We start from the raw sequence: 24,141 nt of genomic DNA, 5'->3' as shown, positions 1-24,141 counted from the left end.
TCGGAGCCAAACGGGGAATGAATAAATCTTCTCTTCGCCTTCTGGGCGTCAGCATGCTGGGGGTTTGTTTAGCCGGCGTTCCTGCTGCCATAGCCGGGCCCATCATTCAGAATTCGCCAAGCGGCACGACGACGTATTTTGCTCCACCCGGCACACCCGCCACGACGGGCGCCCTTCCTTCCGCAGACGTGGCGAAAGACGAAGCCACGGCCGCGCCATCACCTACAACACCAGCACCTGCAACACCGGCGGCTGAAGCTCCGGCTCAGCCCGCGCCTTCGACGGCGGCGGTGACGCCGCCAGCAAGCGAGCCGCCTCAGCCCGCGCCGGATGTCTCGCAGACGCCGGCAGCTCCCGCACCCGAGACAACGCCGGCCACGGCAACGCCCACCGATACGGCTACCGAGCCAAAGCCCGAAGCGATGCCCACCGTTGCGGCTCCTGTCGCGCCGCCGGTCAGCCCGGTCGTTGCGGCCGCGCGTACGGCGCTTGCTGACAAGTCTCTCGGCGGGCGCAACAACGTCGCCGAGGATCTGGCTGCGGCGCGCGACTTCTACAACACGCGCACCGAACCGCTGTGGGTTTTTGATGGGGCGTACACGCGCAAAGCCAAGGCCGTTATCTCGACGCTGAAAAGCGCGGACGATTGGGGGCTCGAGCCTGCCGATTTCCCCGTGCCGGAACTCATCGTCGGCGCGAGCCCGGATGCGCAGGGCGTGGCGGACGCGCAGTTGACGCTTTCAGCTTTGAAGTATGCGCGCTTCGCACGCGGTGGCCGTCTCGATCCCGTTGCGCTCAGCAACATTCTCGACATGAAGCCGCCGGTCAAAGATGCCAAGAACGTCATCAACGAGCTGGCGAGCGTGGCGGAGCCCGACGCCTATCTGCGGGGTCTCAATCCGAAGCATGAGGGTTTTGAACGCCTGCGCCAGGCGCTTCTGAAGGCGCGCGGCCCCAAGCAGGAGGAAGAGGCGGTCGATCCGGCGCTTCTCGTCAAGCTGCCGCAAGGCAAGCTGCTGAAGCCCGGCGCCCAGGACGATCAGGTCGTGCTTCTCCGTCAGCGTTTGAAGGTACCGGCGAGCAGCCCGGCAGACGAGAGCGTCTACGACGACAATCTCGTCGATGCGGTGCGTTCTTTCCAGCAGGATAACGGGCTCAAGGCCGACGGCATCGTGGGCAATCGCGTGCGCGCGGCGCTGAACAAGGCCGGTGAGCCCAAGGTCGCCAATCCCAAACGCCAGCTCGACCGGCTGATCGCGAACATGGAGCGTTGGCGCTGGCTGCCGGTGGATCTCGGGCCGCTCTACGTGATGAACAACATCCCGGAGTTCTCGAGCGAAATCTGGAAGGGCAACAGCCAAGAGCTGAAGCAGCGGATGATCGTCGGGCAGCCGTCGTGGCCGACGCCGGTGATGTCCGCCAAGATGCAGTTCGTGATCTTCCGCCCGAGCTGGGGCATGCCTGACGGCATCAAGGCGAAAGAGCTCATGCCGCGCCTCAAAAGCGCGTCGGGTGGATCCGGTTTCGGCTTCTTCGACCAGCTGTTCGGTGGCGGAAGCAGCGGCGGCGCCCGCGTTCTCCAGGCCTACAAGCTGCAGGTTTATTACCGCGGTCAGCCGGTCGATCCGGATTCGGTCAACTGGAGCACGGCAGACATTCGTCAGTACAGCTTCACGCAGCCGCCCGGTCCGGACAATCCGCTGGGTCTCGTCAAATTCCGGTTCCCGAACCGGCATGACGTCTACATGCACGACACGCCCGAGCGCGGTCTCTTCAATCAAAGCAATCGCGCTTTGAGCCATGGATGTTTGCGTGTCGAGGAGCCGCGCCGGACCGCCGAGGTGCTGCTGGCGGAAGACAAGGGCTATTCGCCCGAGAAGGTCGCTCAGCTGTGGGACAGCGGTGCTAGCGTGACCCTGTCGAAGGAAGTGCCGGTCTATCTCGTGTACTTCACCGCGAGCGTCGATAACGACGGCCGCCTGCAGACGTTCTCCGACATCTACGGCCATGACGACCGGATCATGTCGGCTCTGCGCGGCCGTCCGGTTCGTTACACGGCGCCGGAGGCCGTCGATCCGATCGAGGCGAACGAGCCCATGGCCTCCAACTCGTCGAGGAACGCCAACACGTTCAGCGATGCGGGTTCGGACAGCATGATGGACGCGCCGCCGCCGTCGAAGAAGAACACCAAGAAGAGCGCGTCGGCGAAACAGAAGCAGCAGCAGAGCAAGTCGTCGGGCGGCACCATTCAGGATGCGCTGTCGAACATCTTCCTGAACTAGTCGCGTCTCGCCACTTCGGCGAACGCTGAAATAAAGCTGAAATAAAAAAGAGCGGATCGTTCGATCCGCTCTTTTTCGTTTCGATTGATGCTTGGCTCAGGCGGCCTTTTCGAGCTTGTCGCTCCATTTGCCGAGAGCAGCGAGGCTGTTCATCTTGGCGCGATGCGTGAAGGCGCGCTGACCGGCAGCGACGTTCTCTGGCTTGCCGCCCCAGGCCTGAATCGCTGCGGCCTGCAGCGCGCGGCCGTAGGAGAACGTCAGCGGCCAGGGCAGGGGACCCGAAGCGTTCATCAGCGACAGGTGCTCGGTCGCGGCCTCGTCGGACTGGCCGCCCGACAGGAACGCGATGCCCGGAACAGCGGACGGCACCGTTTCCTTCAGGCACTTCACCGTCTTCTCGGCGACTTCGGCGGCGCTCGCCTGCTTCGGCGACTTCTGACCGGCGATGATCATGTTCGGCTTCAGGATGATGCCTTCGAGCTCGACCCGGGCGTCGTAGAGTTCGCGGAAGACCGTGCGCAGCGTCCAGGCCGTGACGCGGTAGCACTCGTCGATGTCGTGGCCGGAGTGCGGACCGTCCATCAGCACTTCGGGCTCGACGATCGGCACGATGCCAGCTTCCTGAGCGAGCGCGGCGTAACGGGCGAGCGCGTGGGCGTTGGCCTTCACGCAGTTCCAGCTCGGCAAGCCGTCGGCGATGGTGATGACGCCCCGCCACTTCGCGAAGCGCGCACCAAGCTTGTAGTACTCGGCGAAGCGCTCGCGCAGGCCATCGAGGCCTTCGGTGATCGTTTCGATCTTGGACGTCGGGCCTGCCAGCGGCTTGGCGCCCAGGTCGACCTTGATGCCGGGGATGGAGCCTGCCGCCTTCATGATGTCGACGAGCGGCGTGCCGTCTTTTGCCTTCTGCCGGATCGTCTCGTCATAGAGAATGACGCCTGAGACGTAGTTCTTCATCGCGTCCGTCGAGCGGAACAGCATCTCGCGGTAGTCACGGCGGCTGTCCTCGGTCGAGGCAAGGTTGATCGTGTCGAACCGCTTCTTGATCGTGCTCGTGCTTTCGTCAGCAGCGAGAATGCCTTTGCCTGGCGCTACGAGAGCGCGGGCAATATCCTCAAGTCTTTCACTCATTTCTGCCTCCGTCGAGCTTTGTCATTCTTTTCCCATGAAAACGGGCGCCATTTGCAGGCGCCCGTCAGTAACTTAGATCAGCTTCGCCATTGCGATGGCCGTGTCGGCCATGCGGTTCGAGAAGCCCCATTCGTTGTCGTACCACGAGACAACGCGCACGAAGTTCCCGTCCATCACCTTGGTTTGATCGAGGGCGACCGTCGATGAGGCGGCGTCGTGGTTCAAGTCGGAGGAGACGAGCTTCTCCTTCGTCGTCGCCAGAACGCCCGAGAGGCGGTTCGACTTCGAAGCCTCGATGAGTGCTTCGTTGACTTCCTCGGCCGTCGTGTTGCGCTTCGCCACGAACTTGAAGTCGATCAGCGAAACGTTGGGGGTCGGCACGCGCATCGAGGCGCCGTCCAGCTTGCCGTTGAGATCCGGGATGACGAGGCCAACCGCCTTCGCGGCGCCCGTCGTCGTCGGGATGATGTTCAACGCGGCAGCGCGGGCGCGGTAGAGATCCTTGTGCAGGGTGTCCAGCGTCGGCTGGTCGCCCGTGTAGGAGTGGATCGTCGTCATGAAGCCATGCTGGATGCCGAGGGCATCGTGCAGGACGCGGACGACCGGCGCCAGGCAGTTCGTGGTGCACGAGGCGTTCGAGACGACGAGGTGGTCCTTCGTCAGCTTGTCTTCGTTGACGCCGTAGACGACCGTCAGGTCGGCGTTGTCCGCCGGGGCCGAGACGAGGACGCGCTTGGCGCCTGCATCGAGGTGCGCCTTGGCCTTCTCCTTCGAGGTGAAGATGCCCGTGCACTCGAACGCGATGTCGACTCCCAGCTCCTTATGCGGAAGCTCGGCAGGGTTCTTGATCGCGGTCACCTTGATCGGGCCGCTACCCACGTCGATCGTGTCGCCAGAAACCTTCACTTCTTTTGGGAACCTTCCATGCACGCTGTCGTAACGCAGCAGATGGGCGTTCGTTTCGACCGGGCCGAGATCATTAATGGCGACGACTTCGATGTCGGTGCGTCCACTCTCGATGATTGCGCGCAGCACGTTACGACCGATGCGGCCGAAACCGTTGATCGCCACCTTCACAGTCATTCTCGGGGGTCCTCCGGGGTAAGAGATTTATGCTGGGGCTGATGAGATCTTGCCCGTTCCACTGGGATCTTCAGCAATTGCGGGTCTTTAACGTCAGTTGCTAGGGAGCTGTCAATCAGATAGCCCCGCGACCTCGGCAAACGCGCGACCAATTCTTTTCGTTCAATCGGGTACAAACACGGTCTCGTTTATTGACGTCGTTTACCTTCGCCACGTAACGTACATCTCAGCATTCGTGACTGGTGCGTCAATCGTGTCGCCCGAAAGGGTGAGTAGAGGCCATGACTGAACGCAACGCCGTAAAATTAAAGCGTGGGGAAGACGTCAAGTCTACCCGCAAGCCGGGCGACGTCGAGCTCCGGTCAGAAAACGAGCGGCTCAGGGCAGAGTTGGCGTCCGCAAACCAGCGGATCGCAGAGCTCGAGCAGCGATCAGCCGATGCGCTCAACCGCATTGATTGGGTTCTCGATTCGCTTCATAGTTTGGCCGAGAGCGGGTGACGGTGCGCGTCGCTCCAGAGAGCGGCGGAGCTGCCGGAAAGAATGGCCGAGGTCCCGTTCACCTTCAATCAACGCACCTACCGCTTCGTGTGCGAAGAGCACGACGTCCAGCGTCTCACAGACATTGTCGATTATCTGAAGGCTAAGCTCGACGGGCTGGTGCTGGAGCACGGCGCCGTCGGCGATGAGCGCCTCATCCTTATGGCGGCCCTTATGGTGACGGACGAGCTTTTTGACGCCCGGGCCGATGTCGACGAACTGCTCGGCGAGGGCCCCTCGGAGGCCCGGTCGGCCGCCATTCGCAGCATCCAGGCCGATGACGCCGGCACCGATCACGAGGACGACGACTTGGAGCCCGTGCGGCGGCGAGCCAAAGGCTAGCCGCTAAATTCCCGCCAAGGGCCTCGGCTGGCCCTGGATTTTTCGGCGCGGGTGACCTAAATCAGAGTGGCTGCGGGGCTCGTCAGGGACAAATGACCCGGGGGCCTATAAGATCCGCACGGGCGCTGTCCCTGTCCGGAGCCGTGGCTTCGGACACATGGTGCCCACCTACGCTCGTAGGGACCACGCGGGTTCATGCTCCCAACGGCCTTCGCGGCATTTTGTTTTTTGATGGGTTGAGCGTTTGACTGCTGACGTTATGCCAAACGCTAAAAAAGAGCTGCGAGCCGAAGCGCTTCTCCGGCGGAAAGCGGCCTTTGAGCGTCACGGGGCGGAGGCCAGCCGGATGATCGCGGCTCAGGGCCTCGATTTCCTGGGCGTCAAACCAGAGACGATCGTCTCTGGCTTCGCGGCCATCCGCGACGAAATCAATCCAGGACCATTGATGGCGTGGCTGCAGGCCGAAGGGTTCAAGCTCGCCCTTCCTGTCATGCAGGGTCGTGAGAAGCCGCTGCTGATGCGCGCCTGGTCACCGGGCGACACCATGGCCCCGGCGCAATGGGGCATCGCCGAGCCGCTCGACGACAAGCCCGAGGTTGAACCCGACGTTGTCCTCGTGCCGCTTCTAGCGTTCGATGCGCGGGGCTATCGGCTGGGTTACGGCGGGGGCTTCTACGACCGGACGCTCAGGCGGTTAAGGAAGCTGAAGCCCGTTGTGGCAGTCGGCATCGCCTACGACGAACAAAGGGTCGACGCGGTACCAGCCGAAAGCTATGACGAGAAGCTCGACTGGGTGCTGACACCTTCGGGCCCGCAACGTTGTCTCGATACCTGATCCGGAATTCTTTATGCGTCTCTTGTTTCTCGGCGATATCGTCGGTCGTCCGGGCCGGACTGCTGTTTGCGAAGCATTGCCGGGACTGATCAAGCGCTACGGGCTCGATTTCGTCGTCATCAACGGCGAGAATTCTGCCGGTGGCTTTGGGATCACCGAAACAATCCTTAACGATCTGATCGATGCGGGCGCCGACTGCGTGACGCTCGGCAATCATTCGTTCGACCAGAAAGAGGCGCTCGTTTTCATCGAGCGGCATGAGCGGCTGATCCGTCCGCTCAACTATCCCAAAGGCACGCCGGGGCGCGGTGCGACGCTGCTCAGGGCGAAGAGCGGGCAGGATGTGCTCGTCGTCAACGCGATGGGCCGCGTGTTCATGACCGAACTCGATTGCCCGTTCCGCGCCGTCGATGCGGAGATTTCGGCTTGTCCGTTGCGGCATGGCGCCGACGTCATCCTCGTCGACTTTCACGCCGAGGCCACGAGCGAGAAGCAGGCGATGGGCATGTTCCTCGATGGGCGCGTCAGCGTCGTCGTCGGCACGCACACACATACGCCGACCTCCGATACGCGCATTCTTTCGCATGGCACGGCCTATATGTCGGACGCGGGCATGTGCGGTGATTACAACTCGGTGCTCGGCATGGATCCCGAAGAGCCGATCAACCGGTTCATCACGCGTATTCCGCGCGGCCGGTACGAGCCCGCCACTGGGCCTGGGACGCTTTCGGGCCTCGCCGTCGACATCGACGATGAGACGGGGCTCGCCGTGAAGGCTGCGCCGGTGCGCATCGGCCCGCATCTGGAGCCCGCCATTCCGGCGTTCTGGTCCAACGATTGAGGGGCCGCGCGCGGTTTTTCAGAGCGTTAGGCGGGCTTTCTTAGACCTATGCCCGTGTTTCATAGGGGTGTGCAGGCCGCCGCCTATGCCCCTCTCTTGACCGGCGCGCGGGCGTTGCGCAAAAGACTGAGCCTCAGATCAGCGCAATTTTTCCAAGTCGAGCGAGCACGAGCATGGCCGGCCATTCGCAATTCAAGAACATCATGCACCGCAAGGGCAAGCAGGACGCCATGCGTTCGAAGCTCTTTGCGAAGCTTGCCCGCGAGATCACGGTGGCGGCGAAATCAGGCACGCCCGACCCGGCGATGAACCCGAGATTGCGGCTCGCCGTGCAGGAAGCGCGCGCAGAGAACATGCCCAAGGACAACATCGAGCGCGCCATCAAGAAGGCGCAAGGCAACGATCTCGCGAACTATGAAGAGGTTCGCTACGAGGGCTATGCGCCGGGCGGCGTCGCGGTGATCGTGGAAGCGCTGACGGACAACCGTAACCGCACGGGCGGCGTCGTCAGAAGCGTGTTCACGAAGTACAGCGGCAATCTCGGCGCGACGGGCGCGGTCAGCCATATGTTCAATCATATCGGCGAGATCACCTACAAGCCGAATGCGGGTTCGGCCGAGGCCATTCTCGAAGCCGCGATCGAAGCCGGCGCGGACGACGTGGTGTCGGATGCCAATGCGCACCTCATTTCCTGCGCGTTCGAGTCGCTCGGCACGGTCGCCGGCGAACTCGAAAAGACGCTCGGGGAAGCGCAGAGCGTCAAAGCGGTCTGGAAGCCGAACCTCACGACGCCGGTCGATGAGGACAACGCGCAGTCGATCATGAAAATGCTGGCGGCTCTCGAGGACGATGACGACGTGCAGAACGTCTACGCCAACTTCGAGATCTCGGACGAAGTCATGAAGAAGCTGACGGCGGCTTGATGCGAGAGGCCGCCAGCCGGTGGCCATTCTCCGACGACCTCAGCACTGCATTTATCCGGGCGGCCAGATTTGGCCGCCCAATTTTTTTCAAGACTTTTGTTAACGGCCAATTCCGTCATAGCAGCGCGTAACTGTTCGCCGCAATTCAGCTGCCATCAGTGTCCCGACGATGCTGATCTAACGGCCACAGCACACTGTAAATCTCGTGTTCAGCCAATGGCTGGCGCCATCAAGAAGGGGTGGCGGACGTCTCAGCAAAAGATATGATTGGTTCGCACACTGCGTAGGGGGCGTGAATGTCGGCGGACGGAACATCGGGGGCGAGGGGCCGGGTTCGCGTCGGATTGGTTGTCGTTCATGGCGTCGGCGAGACGGAGCCCGGATACTGCGTCAACGCCGTTCTTGATACGCTGGCTTCGACACGGCCTGGTTACAGCGTTTCCCCCGCCAACGAATACAACCGCATAGCCGAGCCGGAGTCCGGATCGCCGCCACGGGTCTTCCCCGTCATTCGCCGCGGCGCCGCACATACCAGCGGCATCGAAATCGAAGCCGTGGAACTGCATTGGGCCGACCTGACCACGGTTCAGGAGGGCCGGGTCGATACGCTCCTGCAGCTCTTTCGTGTCATCTTCGAGTCCCATCATCTGGTCGATGCGATGCTCGACCGGTCGCGCGATGCAATCGCGTGGCTGCTTAGAAAAATTCTCTGGGTTGCCGGATGGCTCATTCGCGGTCCGAGCGCTGCGCTGACGATCGTGACCTCGGTGATCTGCGCGCTGTTTCTTTTCGAGCCCGCAACGCTCACGACAGACATTTCCGACGTCAGATCGCAGGTGCTGATCGTGACGGGCGTGATGTTCTTGGCGTCTCTCTGGGTCTTTCACCGGATCACGCGGAAGCAGGATTATTCCTGGTACGACACTGTCTTCTGGCTGGCGATCGCGGCGCTCTCGGTTTTTGTGCTGACGTTCTACAATTTGCTGCTGCCGCTGTTGCGCATGGTTCCGGATCTCGAAATCGGCCCGGAGCGCTTAGCGGGGCGGCCACAGGTGGAATGTGTGGCGGCGGCGACGTCGGCCGCGGCCTGTTACATCAACGGGCTCTATAAGGTCATCATCTGGGGCTGGCGCTTCTGGGGCGGCTTGATGCTGTTTGCGACGGCGCTGCTCGGGATTGCCTATTTGCGGGCGCTGAGCACGGGCGACCGCTCGCGGCTGGCCACGGCATCGACGAGCATCGGCATTTTGATCATGCAGTTCCTGCTTTGGACGACCGTTGTCGTCAGCGCGATTTATCCCATGCTCAATCGGGCCGAGACGATCACGACGCTCAGGGAAGCGCAGCCGATCATCAATCAAGCGATCAATGCGGGCCAGCTGGCGAGCGACAGTGCGCTCGCCCGGCTGGTGCAGGTGCCAAACATCGAGCTCGATTGGATCGGGCGCTTCAAATTCATCTTCGCGGCGGCGGCGCTCACGGTGATGCTCTGCATCATCGGCGGCGGCATCCTGATCGAACTTCGTCACCTGAAAGCGAGGCGCGGACTCTCCGATCTCCAGCAGACGGCGCGCAGCATGCCAAGGCTGCTCTTCAGTCCCGTGCTCGTCGGCCTGCTGATCGTCGCATTCGTCGTCGTCTTCGCGCTGGTGTTCGTGCAACCTTATCTCGACAGCAATGAAGTGTTCGTGACGCTCAGGGGCTACATCTTGCCGGTGGCGGCGATCGTCGCGGTGCTGCTGCCGTTCTTCTTTGGGCGGCGCATCGCCAACGTCGTCAGTGTGGCGCGCGATCTCATCGATCATCACTATCAGCCGCGGCAGGAGACGGCAGCGTACCTCATTCCGTCGGTGTTCCGCTCACGCTTCCGGCGTTTAAGGCGTGAGCGCATCCAGGGGCGGCTCAATCGGGTTCTCGAACACTTCGTTCAGAACCAGGGCTATGACGGCGTGATCTTTCTGGCGCACAGCCAGGGCTCGATCATCGTTTATGATTTTCTGCGTGATAACGGTCCGCATTATGCCCGGCTTGGTGACGCGTCGCCCGCGCTGCTGACGTTCGGCTCGCCGCTCGGCACGCTTTACCAGAAGTACTTCCATGAGTACTCCGCAGCGAAGGGCGTGCCGCTCGGCATTGCGGCGAGCCTCAAATGCTGGATCAATCTCTATCGCGTCGATGATTACATCGGCGGCCGTATCGACCCGCCGCGCGGCCTGCGCATCGACAACCATGTGATGGGCATCGGCGGGCACACCGGCTACTGGACCGAACCCGATGTTGCGGAAGCGCTCGATGCCATTCTGACCGGCAAAGTTGCCGACGCCACGAAGCCACCGCCGCTGCCGCCGCCACCTATGACGCCTTCGGCGCCCTATGCGGTTCGTGCTATGCGGAGAGCATGAATGGACGAACGATTCGCATTATCGGCATCGACCCCGGATTGCGGCGGACGGGGTGGGGCATCATCGAGAGCGACGGTCCCCGGCTCGTTTACGTCGCGTCGGGCGTCATCACGCCACCCAAAGACGATGATCTCGCCTACCGGCTTTCCGCGCTGTTTGATGCTGTGACGAGCGTCATCCAAAGTTTCAGCCCGTCGGAGGCCGCTGTCGAAGAGACCTTCGTCAACGAGAACCCACGTTCGACGCTGAAGCTCGGCCAGGCGCGCGGCGCCGTTCTGCTCGCACCTGCTCGGCTCGGGCTCCGGGTTGCGGAATACACCCCGAACCTGATCAAGAAATCGGTGACGGGTGCCGGGCATGCCGAAAAACAGCAGATCCAGGCGATGATCGGCTTTCTGCTGCCGAAGGCGACGTTCGGATGCGCCGACGAGGCCGACGCGCTGGCGATCGCCATCACGCATGCCCATCACCGCGTCAGCCGCCAGCGATTGGCGACGGTCAAAGCCAAGGTTCCGCAGCCATGATCGGCAAGCTCAAGGGCAAGGTCGATGCGGTGGGCGAGAGCTTTCTCATCATCGACGTCAATGGCGTCGGCTACGAGGTGCAGGCGTCATCGCGAACGCTGCGCAACCTGAAGGCAGGCGATGCCGTGTCACTCACGATCGACACGCACGTGCGCGAGGACGCGATCCGGCTGTTCGGTTTTCAGAGCGAATACGAACGCAGCTGGTTCCGCACGCTGCAGTCCATTCAGGGCGTCGGCGCGAAAGTGGCGCTGAGCGTTCTCGGCATCATGTCGCCTCAGGACCTGGCGAGCGCGGTGGCGATGGGTAACTGGGCGGCGGTCGAAGAGGCGCCGGGGGTCGGCAAGAAGCTCGCGCAGCGCATCGTCGCGGAATTGAAGGACAAGGTGCCGGGACTTGCCATGGGCGGCCACGATATTCCTTCGGGCGCTCAGGCGACGCCTTCGGCGAACGGCGTGCCCGCCGGCATGGCATTTGCGGAAGCGCTCTCGGCGCTCACCAACCTCGGTTACAACCCATCGCAAGCCACGGCGGCCGTCGCCGTTGCCGCGAAGGAACTCGGTGAGGGGGCGGAGACGGCGGGTCTCATCAAGCGAAGCCTCAAGGAACTCGCGCGCTAGCAACGCGCAACGGGCATAATCGAGGGAAAGCTCGGCACATCATGCGACAGATCTCCTTGAGCAACACGCAACGCGCCATCTGGATGGTGCTCATCAGTTCGCTCGCCGTTCCCTTTTTCGCCGGTGTCATCGATCTTGGTCTGATGCTTCTCAGCCCTTTGACGGACGCGGTGCTGCCGGCTCGCGGCAGCGGAGGTGCCGGCGAAGCCGCGGCGGGGGCGTTCGTGTGGAGCGTTCTGCCGGCGGCCGTCGCCGCGCTGGGGCTGACGCCGTTCGTCTTGCAGCGCGGGACCTACAGCTGGCTCGAAGCGGCGGTTGCGGGCGTTTTGGGGTTCATGGCCGCTGTCATCATTTTTCCCTTCGAACCGCCATCGGGCGTGCCGTTTCTCGCGTTCACTGCGGGTCTCATCATGATCGGCATGCGGCGCTGCTGATCGCTGCTGGAATCCTCAAGCCATAGGCAGGAGCGGCCTTTAAGACCTCGCCCTCGACTTGACGGCGCTGCCGAATAGCCCCACGAACAAACCATGACCGACAGGCTCGTCAGCAGCGCGCGAAAAGACCTCGACGCCTTGGAGGCGACGATACGACCGCAGTCGCTCGACGAGTTCGTCGGGCAGGAGCAGGCGCGCGCCAATCTCAGAGTGTTCATCAAGGCGGCGCGCGGGCGCGGCGATGCGCTTGATCACGTGCTCTTCGCGGGACCGCCGGGCCTCGGCAAGACGACGCTCGCGCAAATCCTTTCAAAGGAACTCGGCGTCGGCTTTCGCGCGACCTCGGGGCCGGTGATTTCGAAGGCGGGGGATCTCGCCGCGCTTCTGACCAATCTCGAAGAGCGCGATGTGCTCTTCATCGACGAAATCCACCGGCTCAATCCTGCGGTCGAGGAAATCCTCTATCCGGCGATGGAGGACTTCCAACTCGATCTGATGATCGGCGAGGGGCCGGCGGCGCGGTCGGTTCGTATCGACTTGCCGAAATTCACGCTCGTGGGCGCGACGACGCGGGCCGGCCTTCTGACCAATCCGCTGCGCGATCGCTTCGGGATTCCGGTGCGTCTCAATTTCTATTCGGTCGAGGAACTGGAACTCGTCGTTGGACGCGGCGCGCGGGTGCTCGGCGCCCAGATGTCGTCCGACGGTGCGCGAGAAATCGCCAAGCGCTCGCGCGGCACGCCGCGCATCGCGGGCCGGTTGCTGCGCCGAGTCCGCGATTTCGCGAGTGTCGAGGGCGCTGTCGTCATCAATGCCGAAGTCGCCGACCGGGCGCTCAGGATGCTCGAAGTCGACGGCGAGGGGCTCGACGCGCTCGATCACCGCTATCTCGGCTGCATCCTGCAGAATTACGAAGGCGGGCCCGTGGGCATCGAGACGCTCGCCGCCGCGCTTTCCGAACCGCGCGATGCGCTGGAAGAAATCGTCGAACCGTTTCTGCTGCAGCAGGGCTTCATCGGCCGCACGCCGCGCGGACGGGTGCTGACTTTGAAAGCTTACCGGCATTTGGGCGTCAGCGGCCCGGCGCGCGCGGTCTCGCCGGAGTTGCCGATTTTCGACGACGGCGCGGACGAGACTTAACGCCGCTCTTGCCGCTTTGCGTTGGCCAAATTCACCGTTTCGACAGCATTCTCTGGCGACAGTGGAACGGTTGCTGTTCTTGCTTCGCAGCGCCGGCCCGATCGGTCGGGCAACAGGAAAATTCAGCTGAACCGGCCAATTAAACAGGCCAGTTGAACGAGCCAATTGAACGGGACTGAGGGTAACTGGTTTGATCAGCCGCCGCGATCTGCTCAAGTTGACGGGTGTTGCCGGCGTTGGCTCCACAGCGCTGAGCGGTTATGCGCTCGCAGAGGCATTCCGCGAGAATGTCACCACCTACAACCTTATTCCGCCGAACTGGACGTCAGGGCTCAAGCTGAAGCTCGCGGTGCTCGCCGACCTTCATGTCTGCGAGCCGTGGATGTCGGTCGAGCGGGTGCAGAATATCGTCGAGCAGACGAACCGTCTCGAAGCCGACGCAGTGCTGCTTCTGGGCGATTACGTCGTCGGTTACCGGCTCGGCCAATACTCCGCCAAGGTGAGCGATCAAGCGTGGGCGCAGGCGCTTGCGGGTCTCAAGGCGCCGCTCGGCGTGCACGCCGTTCTGGGCAACCACGACTGGTGGGACTCGGAAGAGGTCCAGGAGCGAGGAGCGGGCCCGACGCCTGCGGGATTGGCGCTGCAGGCGGCCGGGATCACGGTGCATGAGAACACGGCCGTGCGGCTGGAAAAGGACGGGCACCCGTTCTGGCTCGCCGGTCTCGGCGACCAATGGGCATTCCGCCCGCGCGGAGCGAGCTCCGACGAGTTCGCTGAAGGCAGTAAGACACGCTTTCGCGGCGTGGACGACCTCCCGGGTACGCTGCGGCTCGTCACCGACGATGCGCCGGTCGTCTTGATGGCGCACGAGCCCGACATCTTCCCGGTGATGCCCGAGCGCGTGTCGCTGACGATTTCAGGTCATACGCACGGCGGGCAGGTTCGCATCTTCGGGTACGCGCCGGTCGTGCCGTCGCGATACGGCTCGCGCTACGTGTATGGCCATATCGTCGAGGGCGGACGCCACCTGATCGTTTCGGGCGGTCTTGGGTGCTCGTCGTTGCCGATCCGGTTCGGCTCGCCGCCCGAAATCGTCATGATTGAACTCGGCGGTGCCGAGGAGGGGCAAGTTTGACTTCAAGCCAGTGGCCAGATCTCGCCGGACGCATCGTTCGCGATGCCGAGGGTCAGCATCACGTTCTCCCCGTGCGCGTCTACTTCGAAGACACCGATGCCGGCGGGGTGGTCTATCACGCATCCTACGTCCGGTTCGCGGAACGCGGGCGCACGGACTTCCTGCGGCTGCTCGGCACCGATGCGCGCCGCATGATCGATGGTTCGGACAGCCGCGAACCGGCTGCCTTTCTCGTCCGGCGGATGAGCTTCGATTTCGCACGTCCCGCCCGAATGGACGATCTGCTCGAGGTCGAGACGCGGGTAAAGGCGCTGGGCGCTGCCAGCGTCACGCTCGACCAGAGGATTTGCCGCGAAGGCAAGGTGCTCGTCTCGGCGGAAGTTGTCGTCGTGCTGGTCTCGATGTCGGGAAAACCGCTGCGCCTCAGCGATACCGTGCGTAGCGCCTTCGAGGCGCACGAAGCGGTGAAGAATTCTTCCGCCTAATGCCTAGTCCACCGCGTCTGCTCGCGATATTCGCGGCAAATGGCGATGCGCGGCCACACGGCAATTGACATGCAGCAGCGCCCTCGGCATGGCTCATGGTGAGATCAATGGCCGCATTTTTCGTGGATAAACACGACGATGCGTCATTGCCGTCGGCTACACACAGCCCTCGTTTGGTCATATTGGGCGTCAAAAGCTCTCGACGCGAATGAGTGCGGGTAAGCGACGGGCTTGCTGCCGGGGTGAGGGTCATTACGCCGTCATACGCAAACTTCATCGGGCTCGCGCCCGGCGCGTCCCAATGCTGCCGAAATTCCAAGGCCCGTGCGGCTCCGTACGGGTGTCCTAATTCTACGACATGGATGGTGAAATGAATCCCGCGGATGTCGCCCAAAGCGCCGTTGCCCCGGTCGCAGCGGGAGGTTTCTCGTTCGTCGAGCTCTTTCTACAGGCCCATATCGTCGTCCAGTTGGTGATGACGGGCCTGGGCGTCGCGTCTGTGTGGTCGTGGGCGATTATTTTCGAGAAGCTCCTGGCGTTCCGGCGCGCGCGCGTCGAAAGCGACCGCTTCGAGCAGTTGTTCTGGTCCGGCCAGTCGCTGGACGAGCTTTACGCGAACCTGTCGCGCGGGCGCACGATCACGATGGCGGCGCTGTTCGTTGCGGCGATGCGCGAGTGGAAACGTTCTGTCGAAGGCAACATCCGCGCGCTGGGCGGTATTCAGCTGCGCGTCGAGAAGGTGATGGACGTGACCATCAGCCGTGAGATGGAGCGTCTCGACCGCCGCCTTCTGTTCCTTGCGACCGTCGGATCGACTGCGCCCTTCGTCGGCCTTTTCGGCACGGTCTGGGGGATCATGTCGAGCTTCCAGTCGATCGCGGTGTCGAAGAACACCTCGCTCGCGGTCGTGGCGCCCGGTATCGCGGAAGCCTTGTTCGCGACGGCCCTCGGCCTCATCGCCGCCATTCCGGCGGTTGTATTCTACAACAAGTTTTCGGCTGATTCGTCGGCCATTTCGCAGCGTCTCTATGCCTTTTCCGACGAGTTTGCAGCGATCGTGTCTCGCCAGATCGACGTGAGGACCTGAACCGATGGGGATGAGCGTCAAAGGCGGCGGGGGCGGAGGACGCGGGCGGCGCGGCCGTCATATGCCCATGAGCGAGATCAACGTCACGCCGATGGTCGACGTGATGCTCGTGCTTCTGATCATCTTCATGGTCGCCGCACCGCTTCTACAAGTCGGGATCCCCGTCGAACTGCCGGAAGCCAAGGGCCAGGAAATCCCCGCGCCGAAGCAGGAACCGCTGGCCGTCACGGTCAAAGTCAACGGCGACGTGTTCATCGGCGAAAGCCAGGTTCCCATCGATGAGCTCGCAGCGAAGCTCAAGGCCATCGCCAAGAACGGGTACGACGAGACCATCTTCGTGCGTGGCGACAAGGGCGTGTCGTATGGAATCGTCATGAGCGTCATGGGCCGCATCAATGACGGCGGCTTCAAAAAACTGTCGTTCGTTCTCGATCAGGAAAAGGGAGGCACGTAGCGCATACATTCGCCAAAGGACGATACGTATGACGAACCAGAATGCGCGTCCGCCATGGGAGACGCGAAGGGCGATGTTGGCGCACCGCACAGGCGGTTCGAGGCCACTTGCGTGCATTTCCGTTCGCCCGACGGTTCGCCCTCAGCTTCGCCGATCAGACCTTACGCCCCTTAGCGATGATGGGTGCTGACCCGTGCCCTTCGGACTTATTCTGTCGCTCCTGCTGCACGCTTCCCTTCTCGGGTGGGCGGTATTCTCCATGCACGCCAATCCCCCGCTGTCGCCGGATACGCCGGCGATCGCCGCGGACATCATCACGCCGTCGGAATTCCTGCGCCTGAAGCAGGGCGCGGAGAACGCAAAAAATCTCGAGACGAAGGCGAACGACCAGCCCAAGCCCGACGACAGCAAGAACGATACGCCGAAGCCCACCAACGCTCCGCCACCTCCGCCTCCGCCCGCCGAAGAGCAGGTGGCGAAAACCGAGCCGCCGCCTGAGCCCGAGCCGCCAGAGGCTGCCGAGCCACCGCCTCCGCCGCCTCCTGCCGAGCCCGTCGTGAAGCCGAAGGAGGAGCCGCCGCCACCTCCACCTCCGCCGGAGCCCACGCCTGGTCCAACGCCGGACGAGAAAAAGCTTCTCGAGCAAAAACTCGAGGAGGAAAGGCGCGCGGAAGAAGCCAAGAAAAAAGCCGAGGCGGAAGCCAAGAAAAAGGCTGAGGAAGAGGCGCGTAAGAAAGCCGAAGCCGAAGCCAAGAAGAAAGCCGAAGAGCAAGCCAAGAAGAAAAAGGCCGCCGAACTCAAGAAGAAGAAGGAAGAAGAGGCCAAGAAGAAAGCTGAGGCGGCGAAGAAGCAGTTCGACCCGAGCAAGATCGCGTCTCTGCTCGAGAAGTCGCCAGAAGATTCCACGCCCAAGGCGCTTCTCGACAAGGACAAGCGCAAGAAGGGGCAGCAGGCATCGGGTTCCAGCGCCACTTCGGAGAAGTTCGGCAAGGAAGCCGGCACGCAGACGGGGACCGACACGGTCCTTTCGGCGCGCGAGCAGGATCTGCTCAAGGGGATGCTGAAGTCACAGCTCAACGGCTGTTGGCGTCCGCCGGGCACGGGTGGCGGCAGCGAGGTTCCGGTCGTCGAGCTCCATTGGGAGCTGAACCCCGATGGCACGCTCGCCGGAGAGCCGCGCGTCACGTCCGCGCCGCCGACGACTGCAGGTCAGGTGTACGCCGAGGCAGCCCTCAGAGCCGTCAGGATGTGCTCCCCGTTCCGGCTGCCGCCGGACAAGTACGAGGGCGGATGGAGATACATCGAGTGGACGTTCGATCCGCGAGAAATGTTGTAAACGCCCAAAAGTTGCTTCATTCGACCGCGAAGCGAAGCATCACGCTATTGATTTTCTGCAACGCCGCTGTGCCGCAATGAGAGACCATCCATGACCTTGAAAGTCCGCCTCAAAAGGCTGTTTTCCGTTGCGACGCTCGTCGCCCTCGGTGTCTGGCTCGTACCGGGCTTTACGCCTGTTGCCAGGGCGCAGCTGAAGGGTACGCAGACCGAAGGCACGATCGCGCCCATTCCGATCGCCATTCCCTCCTTCCTCGGTGATGATTCCGAGCTTGCGCGAAATATTTCGGCGGTCGTCGAAGCCGATCTTGAAAGATCGGGGCTGTTCCGCCCGCTCGATCACCAATCGTTTCTGGAACAGGTCCGCGACGTCAATGCCGCGCCGCGCTTCAACGACTGGCGCGCCATTCAGGCCGATGCGCTCGTCGTCGGGCGTGTCGTCAACGCCGGCGACGGCAAGGTCGGCGCTGAATTCCGCGTGTGGGATGTGGCCGGCGGCAAGCAGCTCGCCGGGCAGCGTTTTTCGACGGCTTCGCGGAACTGGCGCCGCATCGGCCACCTCATCGCCGACAGCATTTACGAGCGGCTGACGGGCGAGAAGGGCTACTTCGATACGCGCGTCGTCTACATCGACGAGACGGGGCCGAAAGAGAAGCGCATCAAGCGCCTTGCCATCATGGACCAGGACGGCGCCAACGTCCGTTTGCTGTCGCAGGGCCAGGAGCTGGTGCTCACGCCGCGGTTTTCTCCGACGAACCAGGAGATCACGTATATGTCCTATACGAACGATCAGCCGCGCGTCTTCATCATGAACCTGGAGACGGGACGCCGCGAGCTCGTCGGCGATTTCCCGAATATGACTTTCGCTCCGCGGTTCTCGCCTGACGGCCAACGCATCGTCATGAGTCTTGGAACGCCGGACGGACGGTCGAGCATCTACGAAATGGACCTGCGGTCTCGGCAGCCGCGCCGGCTTACGCAGTCCGACGGAATCGATACCAGCCCGAGCTACTCGCCTGATGGCAGCCAAATCGTCTTCGAAAGCGACCGGAGCGGCAGACAGCAGCTCTGGGTGATGAACTCGGACGGATCCAACCAGCGTCCGATCTCGATGGGGGATGGCAGCTACTCGACGCCCGTCTGGTCGCCGCGCGGGGACTATATCGCGTTCACCAAGCAAACCGGCGGTGAGTTCATCATCGGCGTCATGAAGCCCGACGGCTCGGGCGAGCGCACATTGACTGGCGGTTTTCATAACGAAGGCCCGACCTGGGCGCCCAATGGCCGGGTTCTGATGTTCTTCCGCGAGTCGCAAGGCGCCAATGGCGGGCCCCGAATCTACTCGGTCGATATCACCGGCTACAACGAGCGGAAGGTCGATACGCCGGCGTTTGCTTCCGACCCCGCGTGGTCACCGCTTCTCAATTAACACCCTATTTACGAATGGCGCGGCGCAATTCTTAACGGCGCCTCGGCCGATAACTCAAAAGATGAGCGATTTCATATGATTGCTCATCTTAACTCTCGTCGCCGAACTGTTGACTTTTGCCCACTAAGTCCCGTTGCATTTTCGCATCTATTGCCTTGGAAAACTTGAGAATTGCCCCCTCTGTCCTTGATCGGGACGCGCCCTCCCGGTACCCCAGAGTACGGCTTTTGCCGGAATCGTATCAGGAGATATGACCATGCAGGGTGTGAAGGGGCTGATCCTTTTGTCAGCAGTTGTCGCGGCAGTCGCTCTCGGCGCTTGCCGTCGCGAAGCTGAACATACGCCTTTGAAGCTCGGCGGCCCGACGGCTTCCGACCAGGTTGCTCGCTAATAGCGAGTAGTCTGATCAAAGGAGACTACCTGTGAAAGGCGCATTCGATTTCACTGTGATCTTCCTGGCTGGTGCTCAGCGCCAGTTCATGAAACGCGGTGGGGCCGTCGCTCAGGAGCAGGTCGCGCGATAAGTGCTACCTGCCTACTGGGTACTGCGTTTTTCATCCTATTCTTCAAGACCGAGTTGTTGGCGAGTAACTCGCCACCATCTCGGTCTTGAGCTTTTTTAGGCCTCGTTTCCGAGGCCTTTTTTTGATTCTGAATTCGTGCTTTCGGCGTCCCAAAACTGCTTTGAAAAATTCGATTCCACCGCCTGTTTTTGACGCGGGAAAAGATCGAGAAAAGTGCTCAAAACCAAATTAGTCGCACGCGCACCTCTCATTGTGATGCTACAAGTTTGTCAGAGACGGATCGCGGGAGATCCAGATTTACCGGGCTCTCTTGAGAGTCCCGGAGGGTCATCCGTGGACTCGGCCATATTTTAGGCTGAACGATTCTCTATGCGGAGATGAAACAGCTATCTCTCTGCCGGGCAAAACAACTGCCGATGGCGAGAGAGGTGAGATCGATACGAAGGGGATGTGCGAAATGATGGCCACGTTTGCGCGGAGCTGGGGTCTGCGCCTTGCCGCCGTTTCGATTCTTGCCGCAACGCTCGGTGCGTGCGCCAACAAGGACATGCAGCCTGATGGGCTGAGCAGCAAGTACGGCAACGCAACGCCGGGCTCGCAGCGCGACTTCACGCAGAACGTCGGCGACCTTGTCTACTTCTCGACCGACTCGGTGGATCTGACGCCGGAAGCCGCACAGACGCTGTCGAAGCAGGCGCAGTGGCTGCAGCAGTACCCGAATTACACCATCACGATCGAAGGTCACGCCGACGAGCGCGGCACGCGCGAATACAACATCGCGCTTGGTGCCCGCCGCGCCACGACGGTTCGCAACTACCTCTCCGAGCATGGTGTGAACGGCGGCCGTATCCGCACGATTTCGTACGGCAAGGAACGTCCTGTCGCAGTGTGCAACGATATCTCGTGCTGGTCGCAGAATCGCCGCGCGCAGACAGTGCTTAACAGCGGCGGCGTCGTCAGCCAGCGCTAACCGTGTTGGGCGCCAGCGGGCCACTTGCTTGCTGGCGGGCCCGGGTGGTGGTTCGTCCGTGCCACAGTTCCACAGAGCTTTTGCGTCTCATCGAATTAGCAAAGTTTGGCCTAATTGGCCTCCCATAAGGGCGTCAGCATTTTTATAGTTGCGGCGCCAGTTCGATGTTCAAATTGCCGACTACCAATCTAGCGATTGGCATTCTCTGCGGGATGCTCGCCGTAACGGCGGTATTTGCCCCTCGCGTATTTGCTGAAGACCACTCACAAGACCAATCGGCGGACGGCGAGAAAGCCACCGAGTTGCTCGAAGACGGGCTCGATGCCCTGTCGGATCACGCCGAGGATTCGGGCCGCCGATTGCTGGGCCGGGTGGTCAGCGATTTTCCGGGATCGAAGGAAGCTCTGCGCGCCAAGCGCGTACTCGCGGCGCTCGATCGTGGCGAGAGGATTCCGGACGAGCGTGCCGTGATCAGAGCGCGCCTCGCGGAACGCACCGATCAATACCGGCGTGCTTTTCTGATCGATGTCGGCGACCGGGTGTTCTTTGCGGAGAACAGCGCGGTCATCGGCGGGCGGGCGCGGCACCTGATCGAGAATCAGGCGCGCTGGTTGAATGCCCGGCCTGACCTCGCGGTCGTGATCATTGGCAGGGCCGACGACGGCGGCAGCGGGCCAGCATCGGGTGCGCTTTCGTTACAGCGCGCTGAGGCGGTTCGCGAGCGGCTTGTGGCCGCCGGGCTTGCGGAGAATCGCATCGAGATCGAAGCTGCCGGAACCGCGGACAGGCTGGCGTTGTGTGACGACCCTCTTTGCCAGGCTCAGAACCGGAACGCCGAAGTCTACATAAGGGATTGGCGCATCGACAGAGGCCGGCAGTCGCGTCCGGCTGTTTCGGATTTGCCGGCGCGAACGGCGATAGTGCCGCTGAGCGGTCCGCGCCCTGAGCCATCCGAAGCGGTGTCGCAGTAAATATCGCTCCGGCCGTGCATGCCGATTGATCCGTGCTGCGACGCGGCGTAGGTGGAGGCGCACACGGTGCTGAGCTACAGTTTCAGGCAGCCGGCAAATGACCGCCGTTCTTCTTGAGAATTTCGTTTGATCAAACATCAGAGGTAGTGCCGGGAATGGCCAAGCTTGCGGGGATTCTTCGGAGTGGCTTGCGATTGCAGGTCGTAGCGCTCGCGTGCGCGCTATCGGCCGCTCCGGTTCTGGCGCAGTCGAGCGATGCGCGCGCGCCGAAAGGTGCGGCGGGAGCTTCTGCGGCAGCGTCCTCTGGCGATGCGGCCCTCAAGGCGCGGGTGCAGGCTCTCGAGGAGCAACTCGTCGATATGCAGGTCGTCGTCGGAACTTTGGAATCGCTGGCCAAGGGCGGCGGTACGGCGGCGCAACCCTTTCCCTCATCCGGCGGCGCAGTAGCGGCGGATCCGGCCCGAATCGACGGATTGGAGACGCAGGTTCGCGCGCTCTCCGCGCAAGTGCAGCAGCTGTCGGATCAGATTCGCAGTATGGGCGGTGTCCCGCGGCGCTCGGATGTTAATGGCGTTGGCGATGGCGGCGCCCTCGATCACGCCGATGCCTCGGCAGGCGGCTTCGGATCGACGACGATTTCGCCGGGCGGCGACGCCATCGGCGGGTTGCTGGACGACGCAGGACAGGCTGCGCCCGCGAGCGCGGCTGGCGTTGCCGCATCGGCTTCGGGTGTTCAGACGGCGGCTTTGCCGCTCGAAAGCGAGCCCGTTGGCGATCCCAAGCAGCTTTACGAGACGGCGTACGGTTATCTGCTCCAGCGCGATTATGCGTCGGCGGAAACAGGCTTCACCGATTTTCTGAAGAAGTTTCCCAACGACTCGCTTTCCGGCAACGCGCAATATTGGCTGGGCGAGACGTATTTCGTGCGCGGTCAATACAAGGCGGCGGCGAGTTCGTTCTTGAAGGGTTATTCGACGTACGGGCAGGGCGGCAAGGCGGCCGACAGCTTGTTGAAGCTCGCCATGTCGCTCGACCGGCTCGGCCAGAAGGAGGCGGCGTGCTCGTCCTTCTCGGAGCTGGCGTCGAAGTTCCCGGCGGCGCCGCAAAACGTGAAGGCGCGCGCGCAGACGGAGCGGCAGCGGATCGGCTGCCAATAAGCGATCAGGGAGAGCGGGCTCATCTCCGCTAAGGAACCCGTGAGCAGCGTATCGCCACTGCCGATTAGGGAAGCTGAAGCGGACGCCGCCTTCGCGCCTCTCGCTCGGTTTGGGCACGTTGTTCTGGCTGTATCCGGCGGACCGGACAGCATGGCGCTCATGGTGCTTGCCGCCGACTGGCTCGCGCGCGCGAAGTCCATTCGTCCATCGCTTTCTGTCGCGACCGTCGATCATCGGCTTCGGCCAGAGTCGCGGCTTGAAGCGGAACTCGCCGGCGAGACTGCCCGGCGTCTCCGTTTGCCCCACGTGATTTTGCCGTGGGATGGCGCGAAGCCGCAAACGGGAATCGCCGCCACGGCGCGCGAGGCGCGCTACCGTCTTCTGGAAGAGTACGCCCGCAGCTTTGGCGATGGCGGCGTCGCAATCGCGACGGCGCATCATCTCGACGATCAGGCCGAAACGTTTCTGATGCGGCTTGCGCGTGGCGCGGGCATCGATGGTCTTTCCGGGATGCACTCGGAGCGGCCGCTCTGCGCACAATCGTCTGTTATTCTCGTACGGCCGCTGCTCGGCTTCGCGAAGGGCCGTCTCATCGCTACCGCCGTCGAGGCGGGCGTCGCCTACGTCGAAGACCCCTCGAACACGGATGATCGCTTTGAACGCGCGCGCGTGCGTGCGGCCATGGCCGATCTGAGCGGCTTGGGCCTGTCGTCGAAGGCCCTGGCGACGTCGGCGCGGCGGCTGGGAGAAGCGCGCGAGGCGCTTTTGTATGCGGAAGAGTTCTTCATCCAATCGCTCGAACTTTCGTTTGGGAACGAGGTGTTCGCATCTCTCGATCGCCGGGCCTTTGACGAGGGACCGGCGTATCTGAGGCAGAAGGTGCTGGCGCGTCTGATTGGCCGCTTCGGCGGCGCCAGTCCCGAGGCGCGGCTTTCAGAAGTTGAAGCTCTGGCGGCGCGCCTGAGGGGCAAAGACCGGTGCGCCGCGACGCTCGGCGGGGCGATGGTGTGGGCTGGCCCGCGCCATATCCGCGTTTGGAGAGAAGTGGGCCGGCTCAATCAGAGCCCGGTCGAACTTCCGCCGCAGTCCGTCAGAATTTGGGACAAGCGCTTTGCGCTTTCCTGGTCTGCAGAAACTGGCGGCCTCACGTCGCAGATCGCGAGTCGAGCGATCACGGTGAGGCCCCTGGGCAGCGCCGCTTACGCCGCTATCCTGCCGCGGCTTCGCGACGAATTGCGGCCGCCGGCGCGGGCGGCTGCGGCGTTGCCGTCGTTCTGGGCGGGAGATGAACTTGTTGCAGCGCCTTCTTTGGCGCCTTTTGCCCTTCCAGAGGCCCCGCCGCTCGACCCGCAGGGGTTCCAATTGACGCCCCTGGCCTCGGTTACATCTTAAGAATTGGGGGGTAAGATCGAGGCCCGAAAGCTAGGTAATCGCACGAACTTGTGCGGAGATTGGCCGCCACCTATGTTAAGCTCTCACTTTGGGGGCAGCAGTGCCA

General features: G+C 62.6%; 23 protein-coding genes and 1 other RNA gene. 22 read left to right on the top strand and 2 right to left on the bottom strand.

From position 1 onward, the window contains the following. Window positions 1–17: 17 nt before the first annotated feature. Window positions 18–2,282 (top strand): L,D-transpeptidase family protein, encoded by a 2,265-nt coding sequence (locus VFG26_RS12025; RefSeq protein ID WP_325025571.1) that lies wholly within the window; start codon window positions 18–20, stop codon window positions 2,280–2,282. Window positions 2,283–2,378: 96 nt separating this feature from the next. Here VFG26_RS12025 and VFG26_RS12020 read toward each other — a convergent pair whose 3' ends face one another. Then, window positions 2,379–3,413, bottom strand: coding sequence for a class I fructose-bisphosphate aldolase (locus VFG26_RS12020; RefSeq protein ID WP_325025570.1), 1,035 nt, complete (start codon window positions 3,411–3,413; stop codon window positions 2,379–2,381). A gap of 72 nt (window positions 3,414–3,485) precedes the next feature. Further along, window positions 3,486–4,496, bottom strand: a complete 1,011-nt coding sequence (gene gap, locus VFG26_RS12015) for a type I glyceraldehyde-3-phosphate dehydrogenase (protein ID WP_325025568.1) — start codon at window positions 4,494–4,496, stop codon at window positions 3,486–3,488. Between the two features lie 281 nt (window positions 4,497–4,777). Between gap and VFG26_RS12010 the strand changes: the two genes are divergently transcribed. The 21 genes from VFG26_RS12010 (at window position 4,778) to tilS (ending at window position 24,035) form a co-directional block, all read left to right on the top strand. Continuing rightward, the gene (locus VFG26_RS12010; RefSeq protein WP_325025566.1) at window positions 4,778–4,996 is read left to right on the top strand and encodes a hypothetical protein; all 219 of its coding nucleotides are present in this window, start codon (window positions 4,778–4,780) and stop codon (window positions 4,994–4,996) included. Window positions 4,997–5,038: 42 nt separating this feature from the next. Further along, the gene (locus VFG26_RS12005) at window positions 5,039–5,377 is read left to right on the top strand and encodes a cell division protein ZapA (RefSeq protein WP_325025564.1); all 339 of its coding nucleotides are present in this window, start codon (window positions 5,039–5,041) and stop codon (window positions 5,375–5,377) included. 64 nt (window positions 5,378–5,441) lie between these two features. Continuing rightward, window positions 5,442–5,601: non-coding RNA, 6S RNA (gene ssrS, locus VFG26_RS12000), on the top strand. 35 nt (window positions 5,602–5,636) lie between these two features. Further along, a complete protein-coding gene (locus VFG26_RS11995) occupies window positions 5,637–6,212 on the top strand; it encodes a 5-formyltetrahydrofolate cyclo-ligase (protein WP_325025562.1) in 576 nt (191 codons plus the stop codon). A 13-nt stretch (window positions 6,213–6,225) separates the two neighbouring features. Continuing rightward, on the top strand, window positions 6,226–7,053 hold the full coding sequence (locus tag VFG26_RS11990; RefSeq protein WP_325025561.1) for a TIGR00282 family metallophosphoesterase: 828 nt from the start codon (window positions 6,226–6,228) through the stop codon (window positions 7,051–7,053). A gap of 173 nt (window positions 7,054–7,226) precedes the next feature. Continuing rightward, window positions 7,227–7,976 carry a YebC/PmpR family DNA-binding transcriptional regulator gene (locus VFG26_RS11985; RefSeq protein ID WP_325025559.1) on the top strand — a complete coding sequence of 250 codons (750 nt, stop codon included), beginning with the start codon at window positions 7,227–7,229 and terminating at the stop codon, window positions 7,974–7,976. A 296-nt stretch (window positions 7,977–8,272) separates the two neighbouring features. Beyond that, window positions 8,273–10,378 (top strand): hypothetical protein, encoded by a 2,106-nt coding sequence (locus VFG26_RS11980; protein WP_325025556.1) that lies wholly within the window; start codon window positions 8,273–8,275, stop codon window positions 10,376–10,378. Beyond that, the gene (gene ruvC, locus VFG26_RS11975) at window positions 10,375–10,902 is read left to right on the top strand and encodes a crossover junction endodeoxyribonuclease RuvC (RefSeq protein ID WP_325025554.1); all 528 of its coding nucleotides are present in this window, start codon (window positions 10,375–10,377) and stop codon (window positions 10,900–10,902) included. Before VFG26_RS11980 ends, ruvC begins: the two co-directional genes overlap by 4 nt. Continuing rightward, window positions 10,899–11,522, top strand: coding sequence for a Holliday junction branch migration protein RuvA (ruvA, locus tag VFG26_RS11970; RefSeq protein WP_325025552.1), 624 nt, complete (start codon window positions 10,899–10,901; stop codon window positions 11,520–11,522). Before ruvC ends, ruvA begins: the two co-directional genes overlap by 4 nt. A gap of 41 nt (window positions 11,523–11,563) precedes the next feature. Beyond that, a complete protein-coding gene (locus VFG26_RS11965) occupies window positions 11,564–11,956 on the top strand; it encodes a hypothetical protein (protein ID WP_325025550.1) in 393 nt (130 codons plus the stop codon). A gap of 93 nt (window positions 11,957–12,049) precedes the next feature. Continuing rightward, the gene (ruvB, locus tag VFG26_RS11960) at window positions 12,050–13,096 is read left to right on the top strand and encodes a Holliday junction branch migration DNA helicase RuvB (RefSeq protein WP_325025548.1); all 1,047 of its coding nucleotides are present in this window, start codon (window positions 12,050–12,052) and stop codon (window positions 13,094–13,096) included. Window positions 13,097–13,286: 190 nt separating this feature from the next. Beyond that, window positions 13,287–14,231, top strand: coding sequence for a metallophosphoesterase (locus tag VFG26_RS11955; protein WP_325025546.1), 945 nt, complete (start codon window positions 13,287–13,289; stop codon window positions 14,229–14,231). After that, entirely contained in the window at window positions 14,228–14,716 is a 489-nt protein-coding gene (gene ybgC / locus VFG26_RS11950; protein WP_325025544.1) for a tol-pal system-associated acyl-CoA thioesterase, read from the top strand. Before VFG26_RS11955 ends, ybgC begins: the two co-directional genes overlap by 4 nt. 370 nt (window positions 14,717–15,086) lie before the next feature. After that, window positions 15,087–15,803: a protein TolQ gene (tolQ, locus tag VFG26_RS11945; protein ID WP_325025542.1), complete on the top strand. Its 717-nt coding sequence runs from the start codon at window positions 15,087–15,089 to the stop codon at window positions 15,801–15,803. Between the two features lie 4 nt (window positions 15,804–15,807). Beyond that, window positions 15,808–16,257 (top strand): biopolymer transporter ExbD, encoded by a 450-nt coding sequence (locus tag VFG26_RS11940; protein WP_325025540.1) that lies wholly within the window; start codon window positions 15,808–15,810, stop codon window positions 16,255–16,257. 193 nt (window positions 16,258–16,450) lie between these two features. Then, window positions 16,451–17,593, top strand: a complete 1,143-nt coding sequence (tolA, locus tag VFG26_RS11935) for a cell envelope integrity protein TolA (protein ID WP_325025538.1) — start codon at window positions 16,451–16,453, stop codon at window positions 17,591–17,593. 90 nt (window positions 17,594–17,683) lie between these two features. Continuing rightward, complete coding sequence (tolB, locus tag VFG26_RS11930) at window positions 17,684–19,021, top strand: Tol-Pal system beta propeller repeat protein TolB (protein ID WP_325025536.1); 1,338 nt, start codon at window positions 17,684–17,686, stop codon at window positions 19,019–19,021. Between the two features lie 981 nt (window positions 19,022–20,002). Further along, on the top strand, window positions 20,003–20,515 hold the full coding sequence (gene pal, locus VFG26_RS11925; RefSeq protein ID WP_325025534.1) for a peptidoglycan-associated lipoprotein Pal: 513 nt from the start codon (window positions 20,003–20,005) through the stop codon (window positions 20,513–20,515). A gap of 173 nt (window positions 20,516–20,688) precedes the next feature. After that, on the top strand, window positions 20,689–21,486 hold the full coding sequence (locus VFG26_RS11920) for an OmpA family protein (protein ID WP_325025533.1): 798 nt from the start codon (window positions 20,689–20,691) through the stop codon (window positions 21,484–21,486). Between the two features lie 155 nt (window positions 21,487–21,641). Beyond that, window positions 21,642–22,643: a tol-pal system protein YbgF gene (ybgF, locus tag VFG26_RS11915; RefSeq protein ID WP_325025531.1), complete on the top strand. Its 1,002-nt coding sequence runs from the start codon at window positions 21,642–21,644 to the stop codon at window positions 22,641–22,643. 39 nt (window positions 22,644–22,682) lie between these two features. Further along, window positions 22,683–24,035 (top strand): tRNA lysidine(34) synthetase TilS, encoded by a 1,353-nt coding sequence (gene tilS / locus VFG26_RS11910; RefSeq protein WP_325025529.1) that lies wholly within the window; start codon window positions 22,683–22,685, stop codon window positions 24,033–24,035. Window positions 24,036–24,141: the final 106 nt, after the last annotated feature.

The organism is Hyphomicrobium sp. (genome assembly GCF_035687085.1).
Taxonomy (GTDB): domain Bacteria; phylum Pseudomonadota; class Alphaproteobacteria; order Rhizobiales; family Hyphomicrobiaceae; genus Hyphomicrobium_B.
Note: the sequence above shows the minus strand (reverse complement) of the source record. Positions and strands in the feature narration are given on the sequence as shown.